Origin of the sequence: Paenibacillus sp. 2KB_20, from assembly GCF_052115765.1 — a bacterium.
GTDB lineage: Bacteria > Bacillota > Bacilli > Paenibacillales > Paenibacillaceae > Paenibacillus_AQ.
The window spans coordinates 102,554-127,297 of sequence record NZ_JBFRHH010000015.1 but is presented as its reverse complement, the minus strand read 5'-3'; the positions used below and the strand labels follow the sequence as shown (position 1 = coordinate 127,297).

General features: G+C 45.3%; 23 protein-coding genes. 19 read left to right on the top strand and 4 right to left on the bottom strand.

Annotated elements, in window-relative coordinates; all coding sequences use genetic code 11:
• Window positions 1–932 precede the first annotated feature (932 nt).
• Window positions 933–3,617, top strand: coding sequence for a DUF5704 domain-containing protein (locus AB4124_RS29170; RefSeq protein ID WP_441975008.1), 2,685 nt, complete (start codon window positions 933–935; stop codon window positions 3,615–3,617).
• Window positions 3,618–3,672: 55 nt separating this feature from the next.
• Here AB4124_RS29170 and AB4124_RS29165 read toward each other — a convergent pair whose 3' ends face one another.
• Window positions 3,673–4,776, bottom strand: a complete 1,104-nt coding sequence (locus tag AB4124_RS29165; protein ID WP_441975007.1) for a YheC/YheD family endospore coat-associated protein — start codon at window positions 4,774–4,776, stop codon at window positions 3,673–3,675.
• A 295-nt stretch (window positions 4,777–5,071) separates the two neighbouring features.
• Between AB4124_RS29165 and AB4124_RS29160 the strand changes: the two genes are divergently transcribed.
• From AB4124_RS29160 to AB4124_RS29095, 14 genes are all read left to right on the top strand, one after another.
• On the top strand, window positions 5,072–6,217 hold the full coding sequence (locus AB4124_RS29160) for a glycosyltransferase family 4 protein (protein ID WP_441975006.1): 1,146 nt from the start codon (window positions 5,072–5,074) through the stop codon (window positions 6,215–6,217).
• Between the two features lie 72 nt (window positions 6,218–6,289).
• On the top strand, window positions 6,290–6,871 hold the full coding sequence (locus AB4124_RS29155; RefSeq protein WP_441975005.1) for a WIAG-tail domain: 582 nt from the start codon (window positions 6,290–6,292) through the stop codon (window positions 6,869–6,871).
• Between the two features lie 254 nt (window positions 6,872–7,125).
• The gene (locus tag AB4124_RS29150; protein WP_441975004.1) at window positions 7,126–7,830 is read left to right on the top strand and encodes a glycosyltransferase family 2 protein; all 705 of its coding nucleotides are present in this window, start codon (window positions 7,126–7,128) and stop codon (window positions 7,828–7,830) included.
• Between the two features lie 84 nt (window positions 7,831–7,914).
• The gene (locus tag AB4124_RS29145; RefSeq protein ID WP_441975003.1) at window positions 7,915–8,238 is read left to right on the top strand and encodes a nucleoside-diphosphate sugar epimerase; all 324 of its coding nucleotides are present in this window, start codon (window positions 7,915–7,917) and stop codon (window positions 8,236–8,238) included.
• A 35-nt stretch (window positions 8,239–8,273) separates the two neighbouring features.
• Window positions 8,274–8,588, top strand: a complete 315-nt coding sequence (locus AB4124_RS29140; protein WP_379411373.1) for a hypothetical protein — start codon at window positions 8,274–8,276, stop codon at window positions 8,586–8,588.
• Window positions 8,585–8,887 carry a hypothetical protein gene (locus tag AB4124_RS29135; RefSeq protein ID WP_326095284.1) on the top strand — a complete coding sequence of 101 codons (303 nt, stop codon included), beginning with the start codon at window positions 8,585–8,587 and terminating at the stop codon, window positions 8,885–8,887. Before AB4124_RS29140 ends, AB4124_RS29135 begins: the two co-directional genes overlap by 4 nt.
• A 20-nt stretch (window positions 8,888–8,907) precedes the next feature.
• On the top strand, window positions 8,908–9,201 hold the full coding sequence (locus AB4124_RS29130; RefSeq protein WP_076323047.1) for a hypothetical protein: 294 nt from the start codon (window positions 8,908–8,910) through the stop codon (window positions 9,199–9,201).
• A 194-nt stretch (window positions 9,202–9,395) separates the two neighbouring features.
• On the top strand, window positions 9,396–10,481 hold the full coding sequence (locus AB4124_RS29125; protein ID WP_441975002.1) for a phosphotransferase: 1,086 nt from the start codon (window positions 9,396–9,398) through the stop codon (window positions 10,479–10,481).
• A gap of 248 nt (window positions 10,482–10,729) precedes the next feature.
• Window positions 10,730–11,911, top strand: a complete 1,182-nt coding sequence (locus tag AB4124_RS29120) for a phosphotransferase (protein ID WP_441975001.1) — start codon at window positions 10,730–10,732, stop codon at window positions 11,909–11,911.
• A gap of 94 nt (window positions 11,912–12,005) precedes the next feature.
• Window positions 12,006–13,718, top strand: a complete 1,713-nt coding sequence (locus tag AB4124_RS29115) for an HAD-IIIC family phosphatase (protein ID WP_441975000.1) — start codon at window positions 12,006–12,008, stop codon at window positions 13,716–13,718.
• Window positions 13,715–13,948, top strand: a complete 234-nt coding sequence (locus tag AB4124_RS29110; RefSeq protein ID WP_076323051.1) for an acyl carrier protein — start codon at window positions 13,715–13,717, stop codon at window positions 13,946–13,948. The genes AB4124_RS29115 and AB4124_RS29110 overlap by 4 nt, the downstream gene beginning before the upstream one ends.
• On the top strand, window positions 13,945–14,529 hold the full coding sequence (locus tag AB4124_RS29105) for a GNAT family N-acetyltransferase (protein WP_441974999.1): 585 nt from the start codon (window positions 13,945–13,947) through the stop codon (window positions 14,527–14,529). Before AB4124_RS29110 ends, AB4124_RS29105 begins: the two co-directional genes overlap by 4 nt.
• A 245-nt stretch (window positions 14,530–14,774) precedes the next feature.
• Window positions 14,775–16,151, top strand: coding sequence for a nucleotide sugar dehydrogenase (locus AB4124_RS29100; RefSeq protein WP_441974998.1), 1,377 nt, complete (start codon window positions 14,775–14,777; stop codon window positions 16,149–16,151).
• Window positions 16,144–17,667 carry a glycosyltransferase gene (locus AB4124_RS29095; RefSeq protein WP_441974997.1) on the top strand — a complete coding sequence of 508 codons (1,524 nt, stop codon included), beginning with the start codon at window positions 16,144–16,146 and terminating at the stop codon, window positions 17,665–17,667. Before AB4124_RS29100 ends, AB4124_RS29095 begins: the two co-directional genes overlap by 8 nt.
• Before the next feature lie 89 nt (window positions 17,668–17,756).
• Here AB4124_RS29095 and AB4124_RS29090 read toward each other — a convergent pair whose 3' ends face one another.
• The 3 genes from AB4124_RS29090 to AB4124_RS29080 form a co-directional block, all read right to left on the bottom strand.
• A complete protein-coding gene (locus tag AB4124_RS29090; protein ID WP_441974996.1) occupies window positions 17,757–18,704 on the bottom strand; it encodes a phosphotransferase in 948 nt (315 codons plus the stop codon).
• 58 nt (window positions 18,705–18,762) lie between these two features.
• Window positions 18,763–19,779, bottom strand: coding sequence for a hypothetical protein (locus AB4124_RS29085; RefSeq protein ID WP_441974995.1), 1,017 nt, complete (start codon window positions 19,777–19,779; stop codon window positions 18,763–18,765).
• Between the two features lie 116 nt (window positions 19,780–19,895).
• On the bottom strand, window positions 19,896–20,810 hold the full coding sequence (locus AB4124_RS29080) for a right-handed parallel beta-helix repeat-containing protein (RefSeq protein ID WP_441974994.1): 915 nt from the start codon (window positions 20,808–20,810) through the stop codon (window positions 19,896–19,898).
• A gap of 477 nt (window positions 20,811–21,287) precedes the next feature.
• On the opposite strand from AB4124_RS29080, the gene AB4124_RS29075 reads away from it, so the two are divergent.
• Genes AB4124_RS29075 through AB4124_RS29060 form a run of 4 tightly spaced genes read left to right on the top strand, consistent with a single transcriptional unit; the run spans window position 21,288 to window position 24,703 of the window.
• The gene (locus tag AB4124_RS29075; protein WP_441974993.1) at window positions 21,288–22,094 is read left to right on the top strand and encodes a glycosyltransferase family 2 protein; all 807 of its coding nucleotides are present in this window, start codon (window positions 21,288–21,290) and stop codon (window positions 22,092–22,094) included.
• 31 nt (window positions 22,095–22,125) lie between these two features.
• Window positions 22,126–23,229, top strand: coding sequence for a glycosyltransferase family A protein (locus AB4124_RS29070; RefSeq protein ID WP_441974992.1), 1,104 nt, complete (start codon window positions 22,126–22,128; stop codon window positions 23,227–23,229).
• Between the two features lie 12 nt (window positions 23,230–23,241).
• Window positions 23,242–23,970: a glycosyltransferase family 2 protein gene (locus tag AB4124_RS29065; protein ID WP_430186569.1), complete on the top strand. Its 729-nt coding sequence runs from the start codon at window positions 23,242–23,244 to the stop codon at window positions 23,968–23,970.
• A gap of 28 nt (window positions 23,971–23,998) precedes the next feature.
• Window positions 23,999–24,703 (top strand): sugar phosphate nucleotidyltransferase, encoded by a 705-nt coding sequence (locus tag AB4124_RS29060; RefSeq protein ID WP_441974991.1) that lies wholly within the window; start codon window positions 23,999–24,001, stop codon window positions 24,701–24,703.
• Window positions 24,704–24,744: the final 41 nt, after the last annotated feature.

Below are 24,744 nucleotides of genomic sequence, written 5' to 3'. Positions count from 1 at the left end.
TTTTTTATCCAAATATAATTGATGCTGCAGGGGAAATAACAAAGGATATCACTTACGAAATGGTGAAAGATCCTGATGATTATGAGTATGGCGGTTTTTTGTTTTCGGATAAAAAGCAGTTAACCACAAAGCCGATCTCTGTCAAAGTCCCGAAAGGAAAAATAATAAAAAAATTAGAGTGGATTGATAAGAGTACAGGTGCAACCATTCGTTCATTTGCAGGTTTTACACCAGGCGAGAATAAATGGGATGATGAAACTGATACTTTAAGTGGTACTAAAACAAGGGTCCGATCGGAAGAAAATACGAATTATGGTGGGGTCTATTATTGGGATCGCTGGTCCATTTTTGATGCAGGTAATTGGTACGGGAAACATTGGAGAGCCTCTGGAGGTACTGTAAGTAAGAGAGACAGTAGAGGTTGTGATGACTCAGCTGCAACTGAAAGTGTTCAGGGCAATGCACTTCCGAAATATCCAAACTGCACAGATGATGCACTTGAGGCAAAGATCCCTCGAACTAAAGCGTTTTATGTTATTGACGCAAACTCCCCCTTCTATAATCTATGGATTAAAGATGGTGGGATTTCAAAAGAAGAAGTTGAGGCCACGAACGTTAGGGTTGATAGGAACTCATTAATTGTTAGCGGTGGTGTTCCTACGGATACAGGGTATGCTGATGCAAGTACATTGCCAAGGTCAGGGGCACTTGCAAATGTTACGGATTTAAATCTAATAACCATCAATTTTAGTCAAACATTTAATAATGATAAATATAATCATTATTGGGCAAATCCTGGTGCCAAACAGGTATTTTATTTCAATAAGTTTTATGCGGATTTTACAACTTACACTTACGTCTACAAAGACAAACTCCTTCGAGCCACCTTTGCAGATGGAACATCAGGCTTAGAAATCACAGGCGCGACGTGCGTGCCACCGTCCGGTACCATTCAGCTCACAGCGAAATTAACGAAGGTAGACGGAAGTACATACAATCTGCAAAGACACGACAAGTTGACCTGGCGGAGCTCGGATAGCAGTGTTATGACTATCAATGCTTCAGGTGTAGTGACAGCTGTAGCAACGACAGGGCAAGCGACGATTACGGCTCATTTTAAAGATACTGCCCAGGCACTGGATGAAACCGACGATACCTCGATTCAGGTTGGGACAGGCTCGTCTTGCGGGAATACCGGTGGAGGAAATCCGGGAGGACCAGGTGGCCCACCCAACACATGCGGAATCCAAATCGGTTCTGCGAGAAAGGGAACTGTTTCATCGCATACGGTTATGGACCCTGTGGCAACGGGCGTAATTAAGGCGGACAATCGAGACGCTGAAAAGTTTGATGTTCTGGACGGGATACCGACTTCGGAATCCTTATACGTCAATGTTTTCGGACTCAATTATCTGTACAAGAACCAATGGGCGAACATGTTGGGGGACATCACCTACACCGTTCCCGTCAAAAAGACGTACATTCTCACCTGGACGATACCGGGAGAACCAAGCTCGGGTCCGGATGATCCCGGCACGCCTGATGAACCCATGGAAGAAGAGGTTCAGGTAGAAGAACAAGTTACGATAACGAGGCCGTATTCCTACTGGCAAATCGATAACCTGGAGGTCTATAAGTTAGCCAAAACAACCGTTAGCAATTATGCATTACCGGGTGGTTCAGTGAGCCTTACTCCAACCGGTTACACCCCTCCTGTCATTACATCCGATCATAGCGCGAATGTTGACGATCATGTGGAGCCTGCATCATGCGAAGAAGTGGATTTAGGGACGGAAACCGTTTCAGGCGGTTCGAGCAGGCCAGCAGTACCGACAACGGATTTTACATCCGTAGCGGAGTCGGCTGTAGGTCAAAACCAAGTGAAAAACGATAGAGTCCTGTTTAACGGATCTACCGTAATGAGTGACAGCTGGGCGCAAGGGACGGCACCCACACCAGGGATCATTCCTCCGGCTGCGACGATTCAAAGAGACGTCCTATACGGCAGAAACTATCTCATTAGCAATACGTTATTGAATAAAGCGAATACGACGAGCACAGGGACGATTGAATATGATCTCATACCCGGCAACATTAATGGCGGGTCTAATCAATCATTTCCGGTCAATGCCATTAACACCGTCACCGTCCATACGCCGGTAGTCAATTATTCCTCGGTGACGGATGATCAGGCCCACAACCAAAAGACGACCCCGAACCCAAACCGGTCTGCATTCATCTTGGATCGGCCGTTTACGGTACGTATTCCTACCTCGGGTCAGCATCGGAATATCCAGGGATACGGAGACCGAGACTATGCGAAATATGTAAGATCGAAGCAGGTCTATTTTCCGTTCGATGTCTACAGCAGCGACAGGAGCACCTTTTATCCCAAAGACACCTGGATCACAATCCCGACGGCTCAGCTGGACACGGAGTTTTTCCTGCCGGTATGGGTGGATGAGGGTGATTATCAGGTATACTTCCGTACGATTGCGGAGAACGCTCCTTCCGACTTTACGACACAGCCCAGCGCGAACCTGGATTTGGCTCACCATGTGGCTACGGATATTGAACCAGTTGAAGTGATCGGGCGCGTATATGATTTCCATATCACGGATATTGCCGATTATAACTGGGAGACGGTCTTCCGCAAACAAAAAGGGAATGCGGCATCAACCGGCACGTCCTATTGGACAGGACTTCGCGATATTGACGGCGGTGCACGCGGGAACTTATTGCCGTACACACTTCCCATCGCACCGGGCAAGCATCCGGCACAGGGATATAAGAATGCGGCCGTAAAGACAGGCTACCATTTCAAATTCGATTTGAAGACAAAGGGCAATATGTTTGGTGTACAAGACGGCATTTCAATTACCCCGAGTTTTTATTTCGTTAATCAGGGCGGCAGCGGACGGCAGCCCGTTGATCTGTATTACCACAGCGGAAACCGGAAGTTCATTCGGATCGGTTCCCCGCAGGACACGGAGAAGCGTTATGTCATTCTGAATGACAGGCTGCGCAATGTTCCGCAAGGCGAGCTGCAGGATACCGCATCGTATTTGTACAACCGCGGCGGAGCCCCGGCGGGGATGTCCGCGGCAGCCTACATGAAGCAGTACTTGGAGAAGATCAGCAAGGGCAAGACCTGGGTAGGGCGGCTCGACTGGATGCTGCTGCCATTCGAAATACGCACACTGATCGGCCCGAAGTCAGGATTGCCTGCCTCCGTTGATACGGAGCGGGCCAACGCGGCTGTACAGCGCTGGTATGGTGAATACAGTCTTCCTGCCGATGTGTATGTGGTGAAGAAAGGGACCGACCTGGCCGCTTATGGACGGACGAACCGACTGGACGAGAAATCCTCGATTTTTCTCAAAAAAGGGTATATCGTGGTCAATTTCAACATCGAGACGATCCGGGAGGGCAATACGGCCAAACCCCATCTGCAATACATTCATGGTCCGCTCATGAATCAATGGCAGCTTGAAGGGTACAGCCGCACGTATAACGATCCGTATGGTAAGCGGTTTTCTCTTATGGACGGGGACGTCGTATTTTATCATGCCGATAAATCCAGTAAAGGAGATTTTAAATCCCAGGTGCCTCATTAAAATCGTGAAAAACCAGCTTCTCCCTGATCTTTAGGGAGAAGCTGGTTTTTGCAATTCAATAATGCGGCCAGACACCGTTATCATACAGATAACGGGCAAAGGCCATTGGATTGTGGTATGAGCATTTCCATGCATCTGCCATCCCAGCCTCCAAAAAACCATAACGTTGATCGCAGCCATTGCATTCAATGAAATAGAGCTTTCCATCCTCGGTAATGCCAATATCCATTCCAAAATCAGCGGCAAACGGAATAAACAAGGATAGCGTTTTGGCGATGTGGAGGGAAAACTCAGCGATTCTTTCTATAGTTGGCCCGACAGGCACACAAGGCAAACAGCGGGATAATATGTCCGGTACCCGATAAGCTGAGCCGCCTTGAGCAATGTTGGAGACGAACGTTCGTGGGGCCGATGTTTTTGCAAACATGCCGGCGACCTCCCAGCGCCCGCTTCCCCCGCGCTGAACGGTAACTCTGATATCAAAGGGGCGGTCATCATATTCGGCAAGCGGAATGCGCTGCTGTACAAGGAATGGAGCTTTCCTGATCCGCTGATAGATCAGGGGATGGAGCTTTCCGGGCGGCAGAGTAACCGTTCTCCACCCCTTGGCCGATGGTAATGAGCGGGAGTAAGTGAATTGACTGCGTAGGGAGTTACCTTTCAAACGCATAATACCAACCCCGATGCTTCCATTGCATGGCTTTAAAACGAGATCCCCGTGCTGACTAAGCATGGAGTGAATCGAGGCGGGGGTAGCTTTAACCGTATGAGGCAGGGATGGTGATATCCCCTGGTCCTGCTCCAGCATATGATGTATGACGTTTTTACCGTAGCGTGTACGCCCGTTATAAATAAATATCCCGCGATTGATTAGTTGATCAATCAGCGCCAGCTCCTGTTTTTTATGATAAATAGCTCGCATATGAACAACACGTGGGAGGGGGATATGCACTCGTGAATATCCAACTGGAGCCGGAATATAACCAGTCACCTTTCCAGTCTCTAGTGAAATATGATGAATGGTAAAAAAACAAGGAATCAACCCGTTCACGGCAGCAGCTTCTTCATAATTGGTCAGTGATTCAGTGCCGGTTTCCCCGCTGGAAATTCTGCGATACGTATTGTTGTTGAGTAGAATGCCGACATATTCCAGATGCATGGTCATCCTCCTTGTTACCACAGATCATGTAGTCTTTGTACCACATCGTATGCATAAGAAAGATTGTCCCGGGTGGACGGGTGTCGCCCGTGGTTGGCCTATTCTTTACTGGATAATAGTCACCAATAGACCCTGATCCGGTATATGTTAAGGTATCAGACCATACAAATGACAGGTATGCGTTTTTTTTTTTTTGAATAAGGCAACGAAACGCTACTGGTACAAGGGGATTGATACCTTTGATATATCAGCAGGTGTTTTTCATATAGATAAGATGTGAGAAGGATGTGGAGTTATGGGTTTGCGGAAGGTGGCGGTTGTGACGCCGGGATCGTTTGTTATTCCATCGGGGAGGAGCAGCTCCGTCGAGCGGGTAGTGGAGCAGACCATTCCATTGGCACAGGGTACCATGGATGTGCGCATATTCGGAGTGCTGGGAAAAGGGCTCCCTTCAAAAGACACGATTAACGGCGTTCCGTGCTACCGCCTGCCATCTGGTACGAATTATTATCCTTCCTTGCTGCGGAGACTTCAGAAGTGGAGACCGGATATTATTGAAGTTCACAATCGGCCGCTGCTGGCCCAGCGCCTCAAAATGCATCTGCCGGATGTGAAAATCGTACTTAATCTTCATTCCAATACATTTATTATGCCTCCATATATGAGCGAGCAGCGCTTTGGGAACATTGCCCGCTGGATGGACGGCATTGTAGTAAACAGCCGTTTTCTGCTGGAGGATATTACTTCAAGACATGCTTGGCTTTTGGAGAAGATCACGATTAATCATCTTGGTGTTAGTCTTGATCATTTTACTCCGGCATTCAGCCCTGCTGCCAAGGCACTAAAAGAGGCAAAGCTTGCTCATTACGGATGGAGTGGACGTCGTATCATCCTGTTTGCGGGACGGCTTATCCCTGACAAAGGGGTTCACCATCTGATTGACGTACTGCCACATATTATTGACAAGCATCCAGATGTTCTATTGCTTATTATCGGAAGTGCGGCTTACGGATCCGATCGTGAAACCGCCTATGTCCGGGAACTGAAAAAAGCTGCCGGACCTTATTTGCATTGGGTATACTTTCGACCCTTTGTCCCTTATCCAGCGATTGCAGACTGGTACTCGCTTGCTGATATTGTGGCTGTCCCCTCAGCGCCGAGGGAGGCCTTTGGACTCGTGAATGTTGAAGCAATGGCAGCTGGGGTTCCTGTCATCGCTGCGAACGCAGGTGGTATCCCGGAGATCGTGGAGAACGGTGTGACGGGTTATCTTGTTCAAAGAGATGATTTTCCTGGTGGACTCGCTGAACGGATTAACGGATTGCTTCAAGATGAGAATCTGCGTACACAAATCGGAATGGCCGGTCGTGAAACGGTACGTCAACGTTTCAGGTGGGATCATACAGCAGAACGATGGGCTAACCTGATGCAAACCATCTAACCGACAGTGGCAGTAGCCCTATCTCTTGAATAGGATGAATGTAACGATTAGAAGCAGAGGAGAGAGCCGACAGTGAACAAAGCCAGAAGGATCACCAGGATAAGAAGGGGAAGGCCCTTTCGGCGGTACGATGGCTATTATAAGAAGATGACCATCAGAGGAACTTCCGCCAACTGGTCAGATTTAGAGAAGGATGTGATGGATCACGCCTTGACTGATGATGTAATCAGTGCTTCCCATCTGCAGCATCGTAGTGTAAGAAGTGAGGCGATTGAGGATTATGCCATACACAGTATTCATTTGTCATCCGAATCCATCATTTCTTCCAAACTAGCACTTGAGTCGGTTCAACCGAGTCATCTTTCATTTAATCCGGTCCAAGGGATACCTGACACACCTTTACTTCAGCAGTTTGGATATATCCCCTTTACCTTTCCCGATGAACATGAAGCGATCGAAATTACAGTACCACTTCAGACCTCTTATCAAGATGAACATTACGTAGTGGTGGCATCGTGCAGTGATCCAGTGTTTCAAGCTGGCATTCGAAAACGGCAGCATGAGGAGGTGGCCATCGGAATTACACGATCAGCAGGTACATTGATCTCAGAAGGCTGGTTGTACTGGATTTCAATAGGCCGGATGGAAACATAAGGGAGTAGAAGGATGGGGGAAGCGAGATTCCACCCATCCTTTTTAGTAAGCAGGGAGGATCAAAATCGTAAACATGCTGAAGATGCCATCCCGGAGATTCAAGTGCCAATCATCCGCGGATAGAATGGTCCCTGCGGATGCCGTCACGGAGCGAGAAAGTCAACATACAATAGAAATGAATTGCCAAAAGATTATTCGGTCCTCACGCAGTGATGATAAACGGGAGGCGGAATTTATATGAAGGACTTTTTACGATGAGGAGACGAGGCGCTCGCTTACGGACATCTTTATCGGCGACTCTTCCCCAAGCTGATCCGGTTGAAGGACGGAAGGATGGATTTATCGTTGGCTATTCTTATGGCGTTCAACACGGACAAAATAACGGAGATTGCTCATTTGACGGCATCAGCATCATTATCCCCATTCATGATCCAAATGAAGATGCCATTGGCAAGATCAGAAGAATCGAAGTCTTAACGCCGCATCCATATGAGCTGCTCATCGCTGATGCCGGATCCTCGGAAGGAACAAGGCAATATGTACGCGGCCGTATCGGAGCGGTACGACACATTGTCGGGAGAAGTGATCAAGGCATAGGGGTTGTTCTTAATAAGGCACTTCGTGCTGCACACGGGAAGAAGTTAGTTATTCTATATGGCTGTACACCTGTTATGGATAACTGGATTGGCGGTCTGACGGATGAGTTGGAACATGCCCCCGCTATCAAAACGGTTTGTGTGAGTTTTGCACAGTCAGGAACCCCCATACTGCCTAGGGATGAAGTGGATACTCATAATCGGTTAAATGCGTGCTGTGCTCTGTTCCGCCCGGAGCTGTTATCGGATGTTGGAGGACTAGATGAAGGGAGTCCATCATTACAGGAAAGCATAAGCGAATGGTTAGGACGTGTTCCACAGCAATATAGAACGATGCTGCAGGCTAAGGATCTATTCACCTGATTCGAAAGACGGTATTATTCATGGCACCAGAAAGCTTGTCGAAGCATATGTTGAAAAATATGATGAGCGAAGGAGAGTTATGTCGTGGAGAAAAAAATTGATGATATGGTCGAACACCTTTCGCACTCCCAGCGGCAGTTAGCGCGCATTCTAGAAGCTCAGCGTCATGCAGCAGTCCGCATGGCTCAAATTATACATTCATTACCCAATCATGAAATCCAAACCTCCGAAGAACCATCGTTAGGGGGACAGTTATTAGGAAGCCGATCGTCAGGATCCCAGGTGGAACAAGTCAATAGCAGCATTACTGCTTATTTGAACGCCATGGCCGACCTACAACAAACATCGGCAGACAGTTTGGAAATCGTAATGAAAGAGCTTAAAGCGACCGAGCAAGGTGAAGAATAATGGGATCCGACTTCGTTGGTTAAGGGGGAATGTATGTGAGTAAAGAGGAATCGTTCATGCGGATTCTCGAAGCATCCGTTACTATTCAATATAATACCTATCTCATTCTTCAAGGGAAAGCGGTAGAAGCCGAAAAGGTTTGTCAATGGGTCCTGACTCAATATCCTCGTTCTAAGGGAGAGTTGAAGGATTCGTTATCCATTCACGAGCAAATTGTTGAGCAAATCGAGGGCTTGACGAAAATAGGCTCCGGTCTGTGCCGGAATCTGCGAATTATCCTCGGAACGGAAGCTGAACAAGATGACGCCATGGGATTTGATGCATTCGATTTCGGAGACACGGACTCATGATCGCGCGCATACAGCGGGAACATGAAGCCAAGATTGCTATGGTATCATCCATTGCTAGAAGTCAGCAAGCGCTGGCAAGTATTTTGGAAAGTATCGCAGAGGTTACGGCACATTCTGAAACAACCGCGCGCACTCTCGCGGAGAATATTCGGCTGCTTGTCGGCTATCAATCCGTGATGGCTGAAATGTTGACAGGCATTCCGTTAAATCGGTACAAATTAGGCAGTCCGGCATCGCCCTGGATAACATCCGAGTGCCAGCTATCTTACAACGAGGCCGGGTTAGAAGCTACGAACTGAACCTTGCAGGAGGATTCGGCATGAACATGGCATTATCCGTTAGGAATCATCGAAAGACTTCAGAAATGGCACGGAAGAAATCATTCGCAAAGGGGCTGCGTAGCCTGAAGTCATCAGGCAGTAAACGCCGTCATGGCAAGAAAGGCAAGCGCCATCGAGCCGGTGGCCGTTACAGCTCCAGGCCTGGGGTCGGCAGATCCCGGCCTTTATCTCAAGTCCATGACCATGGGTATGATCATTCCTACATGGAAGACTTTAAAGCTGGATTTGCGAAAGGTTATGAGGATGGCAGACAGGCGGATGCCTCTCCATAACGACTCTGGTGGCATTCTATGTAACTTGAGCTGAAGAACGCTCCATCTTATATAGTATCAAAATTATTGAAGAATCTACCGTGGCCAATTGGAGAACGAGCACAGCACACCTCCGTTTGTTAGGCAAATGAATGGATGCGCATCTCTATGTTCGACATACAATGGTTTAAAAGCGAAAAATGGAGTGAGGACTAATGAGTCCAACCAGCAGAATAGACAAGCGATTCATTCGAAAAACATGGCGTAAGATGGATTTTTCCAAGTCATTCAAGTTCTTTGGCACCGAAGTGAGATTAGATCATCAAACAATGGAATGTTTAAAAGACTCATACAAAAGCAGCATATGGAAACTTGAAATCAAACATGAACAAAAGCGCATTCCCATCATTCTTAAAATTTCGAAACCGCTCGAAAAAGACCGGCCGGAAAGCACGGTTGAGAAAAATATATACCGTAAAGGAAGAAAAGTACTTCAGCCGTTCATGCCACTAGTTTATAAAACCAAAAGAAATGTAAACGGACGCGATTTGTGGGTATTCATGGAATACATCGAACCTCTTAGAGGACGGGTGCAGTATAATCCGGATCACTTTGACAAAATCATTCCCACGTTAGCGAAGCTTCACTCCTCTACGATGAATGAACGCTTTAAACAACATGAGCAATTATTCGGTGATTGGCTGCCTCAATTTAGCTCTAATGTTATGAGAGAAGAAAGAAAAAGCATAAATAAGTTAACCTTGTATTATTTAGATGAAGCGATGAAAAACAACAATTTAAAAGAAATGATAAATCCATATTACTCACTCGTGAAGGAACTGCTGCAGAGAGGGCCAGATTATTTCCCGGAGGTAGTTGATGAAGGCTGCAGCATTATCCACGGAGATCTTCACACTGCAAACATAGCGGCCTACAATGTTAAGGAGAAATCGTGGAAAATCAAGTTTATTGATTGGGAAGGCGCAAAATATGCTCCGTGCTGGTTTGATCTCGTCAATTTGATCGGGGTTTTCTTGGCATACCGCCGAGAGTGGGAAGATCAGGAGGAGGTTATAACCCGCCGTTGTGTTCAGTTATATTCGAATGAGATGAGAAGGCATGGAGTTATCTTTAAAACCGATCCATTCAAACTGTATCAGATGGCATTCCTAAAACGAATACTTGAGAAGGGGCTGTATCTGCAGCTGAATTGGGCTGTTACCGGTAAAAAAGAGGCGAAGCTACTGCCGGTGTATTTAGAAAAAATCAAAGTTTTAGGAAAAAAATTGGAACTTTATTAGTACTTATTCGATTCAATGGATATTAAGTTGAGTACTACTCGGATAACCCGCGTGTTCAGCGGGTTGTTTTGCGTTGTTTTTGATGAATCTATCTCACAATCGCAGCAGAAATTGTTGGCTAATCGTTATCCAATTATTCGAGGAATGTTAAATCATGTGTGTGGAATGTTAAATCGCATTTTTTTAATGTCATGTCGGAGGTCCTCCACATAGGATATAAAAGGAATACGGAGTGGAGGAACGCGGATATGACAAAAATGGGTAGTTCGGAAGGATTCGAGCAAGGTCGTACGGATGGATTTAGAAAGGGAAAAGAAGATGGATATAATAAAGGGCTTGAGGATGCACAAGCCTTATTGGTAAACCCACCTCTTAATGATATCAGTCTGAAATGGCGAGAACTTCGATGTGCTGACCAGATGGCAAGCCATTTCGGATCTTCAGTTGTTTTAAACGACAGAAATATGGAATGTTTGAAAGAAACATTCAAGAGTGCAATCTGGAAACTCGAAATTACGGCAAACGGACAAAATTATCCGATGATTTTAAAGATATTCAAAGCACCTGTGAACGAACAGAAATTAATCGAGTTAAATATGTACCGGAAAGCAACCAGTATTCTACCGGATTTGATACCTACCATATATTTGATCGTGGAAGGTATGAATGGTGAGGATGTGTGGGTATTCATGGAGTTCGTCCCTCAAGTAAAGGGTCAGGTTATCTTTACACCCGATTATTTCGACCGGATTATCCCTTCGTTGGCGAAGCTTCATGCACTAACCTATAACGACAATTTTTATAATCATTGGGAAACATTCGAGGAATGGCTTCCGCTTTACGACTCCGAAACCACAACGCAAGAACGCCGGAAGAACCATCAAAAAACGATGGAATATCTGGATAAAGCAATGGAACGTCCTGAATTAAAGCAGAGACTGGAGTCTAGCTACGCTAATGTCCGTACCATGTTACAAAAGGGACCTATTTATTTCCCCGAACTTCTTCAGGCCGGTAAAAGTATCATTCACAATGATCTTCAAACTCCGAATATCGGCTGCCACAATGTAGCTGAAGAGACCTGGAATATTAAATTTATCGATTGGGAAGGAGCACGTTTCTCACCATGCTGGTTCGATATGTTTAATTTAATAGGTGTGTTTTTTGCATACCGAAAGGACTGGAGAGGTGACGAAAATGCCGTGATTGAGCGCTGTGCGCCTTTGTATGCCGCAGAAATGCTCAAATATGGAATCCGGTTCGATACGGACCCGGTTACGTTATACAAAATGGCTTATTTGCAGCGCGTTTTGGAACGCAGCTTGCTCCAGCAGCTTATTTGGGGAGTGGAAGATCTGAAGTCGGTTTATTTATTGGATCATTATTTAGATAGAATCAATGTGTGGGGCAAGGAGCTCGGGTTATATTAATGCCAATGACTTTAGCGGGATAGGATCTAGGAGTATCAGAATCATTGGAAGAATGGGCAGGTCAATGCTCTAACAACAGGAGGGAGGTATAGGAATGAATCATGTGTTAACCTATCTAGATTTAGCGGATTCTCTGTTGTGCTCCCTTCCCTCCAGGGCTCGGATTGCAGGAAGCCCTAAGCTCCCATGCAATCGAACCTTCCGAATACGAGTCGACAGAACGATGCCCTTTGAGTTTGTTGCCAATTTGATGCCTCCGTTTTGCGGATTATGGGAGGCTGATGTCTGTTTTGATTACTCTGATTATGATAGCGCTCTGTCCGGTATTGGAGGGGAAACTCAGGCGGATGTATATATCATCTGGTTAGATTGGCGGATCTACGCCAGCTCAATGAGCGCACAGGAAGCTGCACATTGGCTGAATGAACGGATCGTTAAACTGCGTATGGTAACGGATAAACCGATCTGGATAAATAACTGGCCGGAGTCCTTGGAAGATGCCGATAGGGTGCTCAGCTTCCGTGCCAGTGACCGTGGATGGTTCCGGAAGTTAAATTCGTATTTGTTGGAGTCCGTTGAGAACAACACAGGATGTGTTCTGATCGATTTAGCCGAATTGGCCCATGAAGGTACCGAGTCCTTCTATGATTATCGGAACGAGGAAATCAGCAGCTATCCATTTTCCAATCAGGCAACGATAATTATCTCCCGTCACCTTGGTGTACATCTCTTACCCGCTTCCTGTGTTCCGAGACTTAAAGCGATTGCTCTTGATCTTGATGATACGCTTTATCACGGGGTATTGGGAGAGGAAGGGGCTGAAGGGGTAACTTTAACGGAAGGTCATCATCGGTTGCAAAGGCTGCTGCTCAAACTTAAACAATCGGGAGTGCTGCTCACGTTATGCAGCCGTAATGAAGAAGAAGATGTTAAGGCTCTGTTTGATACCCGGAGCGATTTCCCGCTGAGATGGAACGATTTTGCCGCTGTCTGCGCGAATTGGCAGACAAAAGCAGAAAATCTGAATCGCTTGGCGCGAATACTGAATATTGACCCGTCTGCTTTCGTATTTGTGGATGACAATCCGGCAGAGTTGGTGAAGATGGCCGCTGTACTGCCAGAGGTTCGTCTTTTACGAGCAAAGCAAAACGGTGAAGAAACGATGTTTGGATTATGTCATTTTCCCGGATTATATCAACTTCACCAGGATAACATGGCCGTATCCAGAACAACCGATATTCAGGCCAATCAGACAAGGGAGAAGATTAGACAATCAGCATCGGACTATCGTTCCTATTTAGACAGCTTGAACATGGTTGTAACCATCTATGAGAATGAAGCTTCCCATGTCACGCGGCTGCATGAATTAAGTCATAAAACGAATCAGTTTAACCTGGCATTAAGGCGGATGACAGAAGTGGAGGCGAATGACGTTATGAATGCCTCGAAATATGCTACGATTACGATTCGCCTCTCCGATATACTGTCAGACAGTGGAATTATCGGCGCTTTTATATGCCGGTTGGATGGTGAGCAAGCGCATTTAATCGAAACGCTTTTTAGCTGCAGGGCGCTTGGCCGTGAGATTGAAACGGTAGCCTTTGCCTGGATCTTGGAGAAATTAATGGATCGAGGGGTGCAGCGTATCAATATCGAAATGGCTCAGGGGCCGCGAAATGCTCCTGCCTTGGACTGGATAAAGCGTTTTGTTACAGGCTCGCCTGAACAACTGGCGCTTAAAGATCTCTATGCACGTGTAAAAGCAGCTTGCGGAAGTCATCCTGCTAGAGTGGAGGTAAATCGATGACTACAGAATTACGCAAACAAATCGGGTCGATCTTATCCGAGGTATTAAACACTGCATTACCGCCTCATGATAATCCAAAGCGGGAAGAGCTGGCGAATTGGGATTCTTTAAAACATATGGAACTCATTCTTCGTCTTGAAGAACAATTTGATGTTCGCTTCTCCATTAGGGAAGTAGCGGGAATTCAAAGCTTGGATGACATCGCCAAGATCATTGAGGTGAAGTCGTGAAGCACAACATCAAAGTTGAACGCTTCGGGATTCGATTAAGACCCATTACGATGGACGACGCTGATTTTATTTTCAAACTAAGAAGATCCCCTGATTTATCCAAGTATATTGGAGAAATCGACTCTCGTTATTCTACTCATGAATCATGGTTGAAACAATATTTTCACAGAGAAGGCGACTATTACTTCTGCATTGAGCTTCTCTCGGGCGTACCTATCGGAACCATAGCGATCTATGATATTGATGGTCAAGCCGGGAATTGGGGAAGATGGATTATTTCCGATTCGATCCCTGCCGCTCCTGCCAGCGTATGGCTTATTTTTCACGTTGCGTTTGATATTCTGGGTTTGTCCAGTGTGTTCTCCAACACGGTTATTGATAATGCGAGTGTCGTTTCTTTTCATGATAACTGCGGTTTGCCCCGGACCGGAATTGAACGTAATGGCCTTACCATTAGAGGCGTATCCTATGACATGGTTATTCATACGGCTACGAAGGAGAACTGGCCTATGATTCAACAAAGATTAGAGAAGCCTGCAATATTGGCGGAGCGTCTGCTGAGGGAGAATCCGGAAGAATAATTAACATTACGGAATGAAAGAAAATATGACTTGTTTACTGACGACAGCGAAACAACTCGCTGTCTTTTCTGTATATATCAAACGAAAAGAATGACATGGGTAATATGTCTGGTGGATTCGCCGTTGCTTCTCTCAGGCGTATTTCATATTTTATCAGGAGAAGGAAATTTATGATGGCCCGGTAATTTCATCATGGGTGTTTTTTGAACAATGACTTACTCTTCAAGAAAGGATGGACAACCAGGATGAGCGAAATCTTGCATAAAATAAAAACCAAGACGGCAACGGTGGCCGTGATCGGTCTTGGTTACGTCGGACTATCTGTGGCAGTGGAGGCGGCAAGAGCCAATTACAGGGTGTACGGAATTGACATTGATAAGAATAAAACGGAACAGTTACAACGCGGAAAATCGTATGTTACGGATATAAAGGATGAAGATATCGATTCTTTGATCCATCAGCGCCTGTATGCCGTTCATGAGTTTTCAGTGCTGGCTGAAGCAGATATCATCGTTATTTGCTTGCCCACTCCGCTTAACATCAACAGAGATCCTGACGTTTCCATGATTCTGTCAGCGGTTGATTCCATCATCCGGTATGCTTCGAGAGATACGCTCATTATTTTGGAAAGCACCACCTATCCCGGAACGACCGAAGAATTAATTAAGAATGTGATTGAAGCCAATACGCAATGGGAAGCGGGTAAGGATGTTTTTGTATGTTATTCTCCGGAAAGAGTGGACCCTGGAAACCGTAAATTCAATGTAAAAAACACACCTAAAATCTTAGGTGGAATCACAGAGAAATGTACCCATCTCGGCCTTCAATTTTATCGTTCTTTTTTGGATAACGTGATTCCAGTAAGCTCAACGGCCGCGGCCGAAATGGTAAAGTTGCTCGAGAACACGTTTCGAAGTGTTAACATTGCGCTTGTGAACGAGCTGACGCTCATGTGTGATCGAATGGGGATTAACATCTGGGAAGTGATCGACGCTGCTTCGACCAAGCCGTTTGGTTACATCCCCTTTTTCCCAGGGCCGGGGATCGGCGGCCACTGCATCCCGATCGATCCGACCTATCTGTCATGGAGAGCTAAAAAGTTCGGCTTCTATAACAAATTTATTGAATTGACCAGCGATATCAACAGCAATATGCCCCGCTATGTCATATCGCAGATTACCGACATACTCAATGACCATGAAAAGCCGCTAAAAAACTCAAATATTATATGCATTGGAATGGCTTATAAAAAGGATGTCAATGATATGCGGGAATCGCCTGCACTCGAAGTGTTCAGGCTTCTACAGCAGAAGGGGGCCGCTGTAACCTATTATGACCCGCTCATTCCATGGTTTATAGACAATGGCCACAGGATATCCTCCATAGAACTTTTGCCGGATCTGATTGCCTCCGCCGACCTGGTCGTTATTACTACCGATCATAGTACGATCGATTACCAGTTTATTGCTGAGCATGCCGCTTTGCTGTATGACACGAAAAATGTGACTCGGTCGATTAAAGGAAACATCGTATTGCTCGGCGGACATAAGCGATTGGAGAAAAGTTTATCCCCGGTTGTGTCGATCAAAGATAACGGGGAAGGGAGGGAAGGGATTGATTGATGTTGTCATTTGTGTGCATAACGGTTTGAATGCGGTAAAACAATGTTTGAACTCCATTCAAAATAATACGACACAAAAAATTAATGTCATTATCATAGATGATGGAAGCGATCAAACCACAAAGCGATATCTGGAACAGTACACACGACAATTTCACTATACATTAATTCGACACGATAAACCGCAAGGCTATACTGCTTCTGCGAATCAAGGATTAAAACAGTCAACATCGCGATACTGCGTCCTCCTCAACAGCGATACGATCGTAACCGGTCAGTGGTTGGAAAGGCTGACGGAAACCATGGAATCCGATCGCAGGATCGGTATCGTCGGTCCGCTGTCTAATGCAGCCAGCTGGCAATCCATTCCCCATCGGGACTGGAACCGTAATGGATTGGAGCCCAACTTGACAATCGAACAAATGGCCGAGCTTGTCTATCAATCCTCCGATAAGAATTTTCCGAGAGTCATGTTTTTGAACGGCTTCTGTTTAATGATCAAGAAGGAAGTTATAGACAAAATCGGGTATTTCGATGAAAAGAACTTTCCGATAGGTTACGGGGAAGAAGATGATTATTGTCTTCGTGCCCGCGCTGCCAACTTTAAATTAAAGGTTGCCACTCATTGTTATATTTATCATCAAAAGTCGGCAAGCTTTGGAAAGGATAGAAGGAAGCGATTAGCACAGAATGGGAAAGCTGCCCTCATTCGCAAACATGGCGTGGAAAGGATTAAGCAATCGATACAAAAAATGGTCGATCATCGATTGCTCAAAGAAACAAGGGAAAAATTAAAATGGCTATTAGCTTGCAGACGACAAATCATCACAAGTAATCAACGAAAAAACGTAATATACACAGCGATAACCGGTAATTACGATAAGCTACAGGATCCTTTACAAATGAGCAAGCATTGTGATTACTATTGTTTCACGGATAATCCGAAATTAAAGTCCGGGACCTGGAAAATGATTAAGTTAGATAAAATATTCGCTGATACGGCCCGTCAAGCTAGATGGGTAAAAGTTATGCCACACTTATTATTCCCGACCTACAAATACAGTGTTTGGGTTGACGGGAATATCCGAATTGTCGGAGATATCGATCGGTTTATTGAAAAATATAGCGCCACTTCACCGCTGGTGTTCTACAAACATTCACATCGGAATTGTATCTATAAAGAAGCGGATGCTTGTATTGCCTTGAAAAAGGATAAGAAAGAGGTCATATTAAAACAAGTAGCCTTGTATAAGAATGCGGGATATCCGAGGGATAACGGACTAATTGAGTCCGGCGTGATCCTAAGACGCCATAATGATCCTATCGTTACGGGGGCAATGACCACATGGTGGAGACAAATCATAAGTTATAGTAAAAGAGACCAAATCAGCTTTAATTACGTTGCCTGGAAGAATAACGTTCCATTTACCGCGATCAATGGCAATATCCGTAATAATGAATTTTTTAATTGGAGCAAGCATCACAATAAGCCGGTTATGAAAAGATTGAAACGCTAATATGTATCTTAGGGGCTGTTATCGTACAACGGCCCCTTCGTCATGTCTTTAAGCATGGCGGTGGTTAGTGTGGTGGAAGGAAAAATGTTTTATTTAACGCCACCCAAATGCCTGCTTACGATATCATCCTTCTTCAGTTCGTCTAATACAATCTCCTGTACCCGGGAACTCTTCAGGGGGAGTTTCATTTGCCTGATCGATCCGCCGAGGTAGTAGTAGAGGCTGTAAGGAAAAATCGCGTCTATATAGTAGAGTTCTTCAAAGGACTTCCCTTCAGGAAATCTCGCAAAATACTCTTTATTATATGAAGACAACACAATCCTCGGTAATAAATAACGGATATCCTTGATGGGAGAGTCAATTCTTGAATGCTCCAGGTCAATAATCCATATATCTCCTGATGTTGTTTTTATTGCGTTTAAATGGGTTAGATCCCCATGTACGACCCGTCTTCTTTTGCTCACGGCTTTGAGATGGTCAGCGAGGAGGGGCGCTCTCCGGGAAGAAACTCTTATACATTTCTCAGCTAATTGTATACATGGTTGAATATGCTTCAAGGAGTACTGGTCTTTCCATTTCAACAATTCTTTTAATTTGAGTTGATATTCAGATATCCACCTGTTTATTCCGACCTTCAAGTCGTCCGGATTTTGTTTGGGTGTGAGTGAACTTGGACACCTGGCGTGTTGATGAAAATCTCCGATTACCCTTACGCGGTCAATTATCGATGCAGGACCGCCGGAGATATATCTAGACAAATAATAACGATGCTCACCTTGTTTCGTACATAGTTTCCGTTGATTCGTGGCGATTACCTCAGGAACCTTTAACCCCTGTTGGGATAGCGCGTATTGTAGAGTGATTGAAGGGGTGAACGTTTTACTTGATCTATAGTCCGACTTAAGGATATAGGTTTCGTTGTTATTGATTACCTTCCACACCGCTTTATCCGGCTCGTTCTGAATCCATTCGATTTTCGGCTTTTTGATATCATAATACTGGTTAAGAACCAACATTGCATCTTGAATTGTAGGCATGCCATCACCTCTCCATCGAGATCATAGGACAAGATCATCATCTAATCTATTACAGGTCCTATGGTACGTCGAGCAGGCCTTGAAACAGAGCCCTCCAATTTTCCGCATTCTGTTTGACCGTAAAGTTCTTGGCCACGGCATTTGCGGCCTTTTGTGAAATTTTTTTCCGAAGTTTGGGATTTTCGATCATTTCTCGAATCCCGACGTACCAACCTTGCTCTGTTTGAGGAACAAAATAACCCGTTTTTTTGTGGAATACCCAATCACGGTATATGGGGGATAATGAATAAATGCCGGGAATGCGGCAGGATGCGTAGTCGCGGAATTTCACATTACTTTTGCAGTGGTAGAACAGATCATCATCCATGGGTGCAAGACCGATATCCCAATTGGCCCGATACAGCCGCTGCATGAACTGGCTGTAATTTTCATTATGTTTACAATGCGAGACATTAGGATGACCCTTCAATTCTTCAGGACAGTACCCATAGAACTCCAGTCTGACAAAATCTCCGTATTCCTTAAGTATACGCTTCAATGCGGGAATAACGGGTCGGAAAGAACTCTCTTTTTTTGCACCTTCGTATCCGATCACGAGTCGATCTTCCTTTTCCGGACCTCTGGACAATTTTGTAAATGAAAGATCGATACTCCCTGGAAAATAGATCACTTTAGGAGTGAATTGCTTCTTAATCACTTCGCGAAAGACGGGTGATTCTACTTTGACCATGTGTACATTTCTTAGAAAGTAAGTATAGGTTTTTTTATAAGCGGGTTTTGCGTATATCTGGCCAAGTCGAGTGGTTTGAGGGATCGCGAGAAAATGGTCGTCAATGACGTATACGGTCTTCTTTCCCTCACGGTGTGCCCATTCTAAACATTGGAGCGCTGCTGGCTCAATGCTTCTTAGAAACAAAATAATATCGTATGAAGAAATGATAGATCGGGTTACCTGTTTATGGGGAAGGATCTTAAAACTGCAGTATCCTTGTCCTTCCAGATAACGGAGAGGTGGGAGAAGAATGATTTGGTACGATGCGGTTCCCTCTGAGCCGACCACAAGAATTCTTCTCATTTAGTGACCCCCAATCAACAATGATTACTGGATGCCCTTGCGGGTAACTCAGTTGAAAAATAGTGCTTGCCCTCACGAGGAGAGCAAGCGTAAAAGCCATACGTGAAACAAGGAATTTAGAACAAGTTATTATCTGTACCTGTTACGGAGATTTGAGTCGGGGTGTTACCCGTGAACCGATTTCCGAATGCGGTGTTTTCATTGCCTGAAATGACGAGTCCAAAATTCTGGTTTAATTTCATTTCGTTGAATTCCAGACTGTTGAACGCCGTGCCAATGGCGATACCGGTTTGAGTGTTTTCATCGGAATTGTTGGCTCCGAGAAGTCCGTTATCGCCAGTTGTGATCGAAATGCCGGTCCCCGTATTCTTTTCCACAATATTGCGGAGCAGTACGTTGTTTGCTGCTGCAACGGTGATTCCGCTTGTTCCGTTTTGCGAGACCGTGTTGCCGAATAACAGATTGTTCGCTGCGGTGCTCAAGATGCCGATCGTGCCGTTTTGAGAGACAGTATTACCGATAGCCGCATTATTGGCGCCGGCCAACAAAATACCCACACTTGTATTGCTGAAGGATACATTCTGTACGATCCAGCTGTCGGTGCTTACTACGTTGATTCCTGCAGCGCCGCCTGCGTCTTGAACACTGTTTCTCCACGCTACATGACCGGTACCGGCAGCTAAATCAATGCCAATACCAAGCGTGTTGTTAATGGTATTGCCAATAATGCGGTGATTGGTACCAGCGGTAACATCAATCGCATCGGCCGTGTAGTTTTGAATCTTAAATCCGTTAATTTCAACCCCCGTAGCTGCCGTGACAATGAACGCACTTGCCGCAGCGTTGAGTCCTTGGCGTATCGCCGAACCTTCATTTTTAGCTATAACTTTTACGTTGGAAGTCGCTACAGTCACCGCCGGCTCTGGATACGTTCCATCATTAACCAATACGACATCACCAGCGACAGCTGAAGCTACCGCAGTTGCAATTGGCGTCCCTGTAGGTGAAGGGAAGACCGAAATAATGGCCATCACGTCTACCTCCTTATATAGAATTGATTAAGGTTTTGTATTCTTAATCTAGTAACAGTTAATGCAATGGAAGAAAGTTATGTTAAGGCAGATGAATGAGATAAAATGCACATTTTTGAGAGGTTGAAAGGACAGATAGGTTAAAGCCTAGGTTCCTGCTGGCAAGACGTTATTTCATTTGATGATGTGCTTCTATCGGTGAACCTGGCCGCGAATTTCCCCATCCGGATTTTGGATCGTGTGAACAGGCGGTACCTCGTTTCTTCCTAATAATAAAGCCTGGAATGTTCTGATAGGTCTTCACTTTCTTTCTTTTTAATGTTCCAGTTTATTCAATGTAGATAGAGTTGGTATGTTTATTGGTCTATAGCTCAACCCAATTTATTTCGCCTCAGGTACGAATGCCGTTACAGTAAAAAAACCTATACATAAAATGAGGGGGAAGTCTTCTTAATCCAAACTTGGCAGGTGAGAAACATGAAGAAACGAAGTCCTTCGAGTCCCGTTAACAGAACAAAGAGGAGAAGATCCCTGTCCTCGATCAAAAATGCGGAGCTTCCGAAGGTATCCGTCATCATTCCTGCTATGAACGAATCGAAGACCATTGCGGCAGTCATTCGGCAAGCCTATCAAGTGCACCCCGACACGGAGGTTATCGTTGTTGCCAATGGTTCAACGGACGGTACAGCCGAAATTGCTCAAAGCATCGGAGCGAGGGTGATTCACCTGCCCTTTCCGCTCGGTCATGATGTGGGACGAAGTATCGGCGCTGCATCGGCTAGAGGAGACATCTTGCTGTTTACCGATGCAGACATTGTTATTCAAGCAAGTGATTTGACGCCTTTGACGAAAGCTGTGGAAGAAGGTGTGGATGTAGCTTTGAACAAGTACTTGGGTCCAACCGACAAGCATCACGTTCACAGCGTGATCCTCGCCAAGCATACGTTAAACATTTTGGTTTCCAATCCCGAATTGAAAGGAGCTTCTTTAACAACGATTCCACATGCAATGAGCCGTAAAGCCGTAAATCTGATTGGCATTGACAATTTGGCTGTCCCCCCGAAAGCTCAAGCAATGGCCATTTATAATGGTTTGAAGGTACGAGGGGTCCATTACGTGGATGTGGGAAGAAGAAACCCCAGAAGGGGTAGAACCAGAGGAAATGATCCCCTTGAAACCTTAATCGTTGGGGATCATTTGGAGGCGATAGATTGGTTAATCTCTAAATCCGGCATGCGGGGAAATCGGTCGGATCTCACACGAAAAAGAGAAAGCGTGTGGTGATGGGATGGTGCGAAGAAAGCAGAGACGAGTTATGATGCCAGCCTCATATTCTTTTCGTAGAGCAATGAAGCCAATAAGTAAAAGAACAAGTGCCAAGAACAAACGCAGCCGCCATAAATTAGGGGCTCGGATGTTCAAGAATCGTCTGAGTTCAAACGGAGTTATCGACTATTGGAAAGAGAAAGCATACACTGTCGGCTATCAACAAGCAGTCCATGAAGATATTGAGCGTGAAGATACTGACCCCCATATCAAATTGAATGAGAGTTGGAACCGCTGGTACCATTCAGTTAGGCCGCTACCATGGGCGATTTACCACGCGGCGGCCTCTAAATTTGTGGAAGGACACCGTAAGCATTCTGGAATCTATCCAGGAAATGCAGTACTCCTGCCAACGGACAAAAGAGTAGCGGCAATTGTCTTGGTGATGAACGAGAAAGATACGATTTTACAATTGCTGGAACAGCTTCATCGGCTGCCACTACATGAGATCATTTTTGTGGTGAACGGATCAACCGATGAAAGCTTTGAAATGATCCGTAACCAATCGAAAGCGATTATTGTGCACTATAAACAAGCGTTGGGACACGATGTTGGCAGAGCAGTTGGGGCGAAGTTGGCAGATTCTGATATTCTGCTGTTCCTTGATGGAGATGTTCCGATATTAGCCGAGCATCTCGTACCGTTCATCGATGCCATTGAACAGGGTAGCGATATTGCCTTAAATGATATTTCTCCATGGATCGGGATGTTTTCCAAAAGGGACTACGTAACCATAGTTAAGGAGTTTATTAACCGATCCATGGGCAGGGCGGACCTCGAAGCGAATTCGCTTACGGCGGTGCCTCACGCGATCAAGAAAGAAGCAGCGCAGATCATTGGGTACGCCAATTTATCCGTCCCACCGAAAGCGCAAGTCATCGCCCTTGAAAAGGGTTTAAAAATAAATGCACCGGCCAGTGTAGACGTTATTACAAAAAATCGACTCCGGGCTCGAAATGTCGGACTACAGAATGCCGTTTCCAATTTGATCATTGGAGATCACATCGAAGCTCTAAAAACAGCATTCGATTTAAAGGGATCACGGCTATCTTTTTCGGATCAGATTAGACAAAGGCAGCTAACCAAGGTTTAGAAGGTGGAAGCTATGCAAAAAACAAGTATCATTATTCCAACGTTCAATGGAAAGGATCTGCTAAAAGATTGTATTTATTCCATTAAACTTCATACGAAAGAGCCCTATGAGATCATTGTTGTCGATAATGGTTCTTCCGACGGTACCGTTGATATTTGCCGTCAGGAGGGGATTACCTTCATTTCATTGGCAAGTAACGTTGGCTTTCCGGCAGCATGCAACAAGGGATTAAAAATCGCAACCGGCGATACGATACTTCTGCTGAATAATGATGTCATTGTCACCCGCAACTGGTTACAGAATATGTTGAATTGTTTGAACAGCGATACGAATATCGGCATCGTCGGACCGCTTACCAACTATGCGAGCGGCAAGCAACAGATCGATATGCCTTATACCAGTTTAGAAGAGATGTCGAGCCAGCTGAATGAGCCGGATGCGAAAAAGTGGCTACAGGTGGAACGAATCGTCGGAATGTGCTTCCTGTTTAAACGGGAGTTAATGGACCGCATCGGACTGCTGGACGAACGTTATTCCCCGGGTCATTTTGAGGACGATGATTATTGTCACCGGGCCAGGAATGCGGGATATACGTTCAGGATAGCTGGGGATGTCTTTGTTTTTCATCATGGGAGTGCCAGCTTTGCCAAGCAGGACATGAGTAAAGTGAAGCATCTTGTTGATATAAACAGACAGAAGTTTATTGATAAATGGGGCGTCGATCCAACGATCTATGTATAATTATATAGTTTGCGAAAGGAAGGGTTATATGAAAGGCGTCATTCTGGCAGGAGGTACGGGCACCCGTCTTTATCCATTGACCAAAGTCATAAATAAACATCTGCTGCCTGTCGGGAAAGTTCCGATGATATGTCACGGAATAGAGAAATTCAAAAAAGCGGGTATTGAAGATATTCTCATTGTGATCGGCAAGCAATCTGCGGGTTTATATATAGACCTGATCGGCAGTGGAAAAGAGTGGGGAGTAAATGCCACGTTTAAAATCCAGGAAGAAGCCGGGGGGATTGCCCAAGCTTTATACCTTGCCGAACCGTTCGTAATACCAGGCGAAAAGTTCGTGGTACTTCTTGGGGATAATCTGTTTGAAGATCATCTAACCACTTATGTTCAAGATTTTGAAAAACAAGCCGATGGGGCGCGTGTGCTTCTGAAGAAAGTTCATGATCCAAAGCGATACGGAGTTCCAGTCTTTGAGAAAGACAACATCGTAATGATTGAAGAAAAACCGGAGGAACCCCAATCTGATTATTGTGTAACCGGTATTTATATGTATGATTCGACTGTGTTTGAAACGATCCGAGCCATTAAACCATCGGCACGAGGTGAATTGGAAATAACAGACGTTAACAATGTGTACGCGTCGAAGGGGAAACTTGCCTATGACATTTTAGAGGGATGGTGGACGGATGCAGGAACCTTCCAGTCCTTATACCAAGCCAGTGGCCGATTGTAGAGAACTCAATATTTGGAATGAATAAGTCCGGAGGCATGACT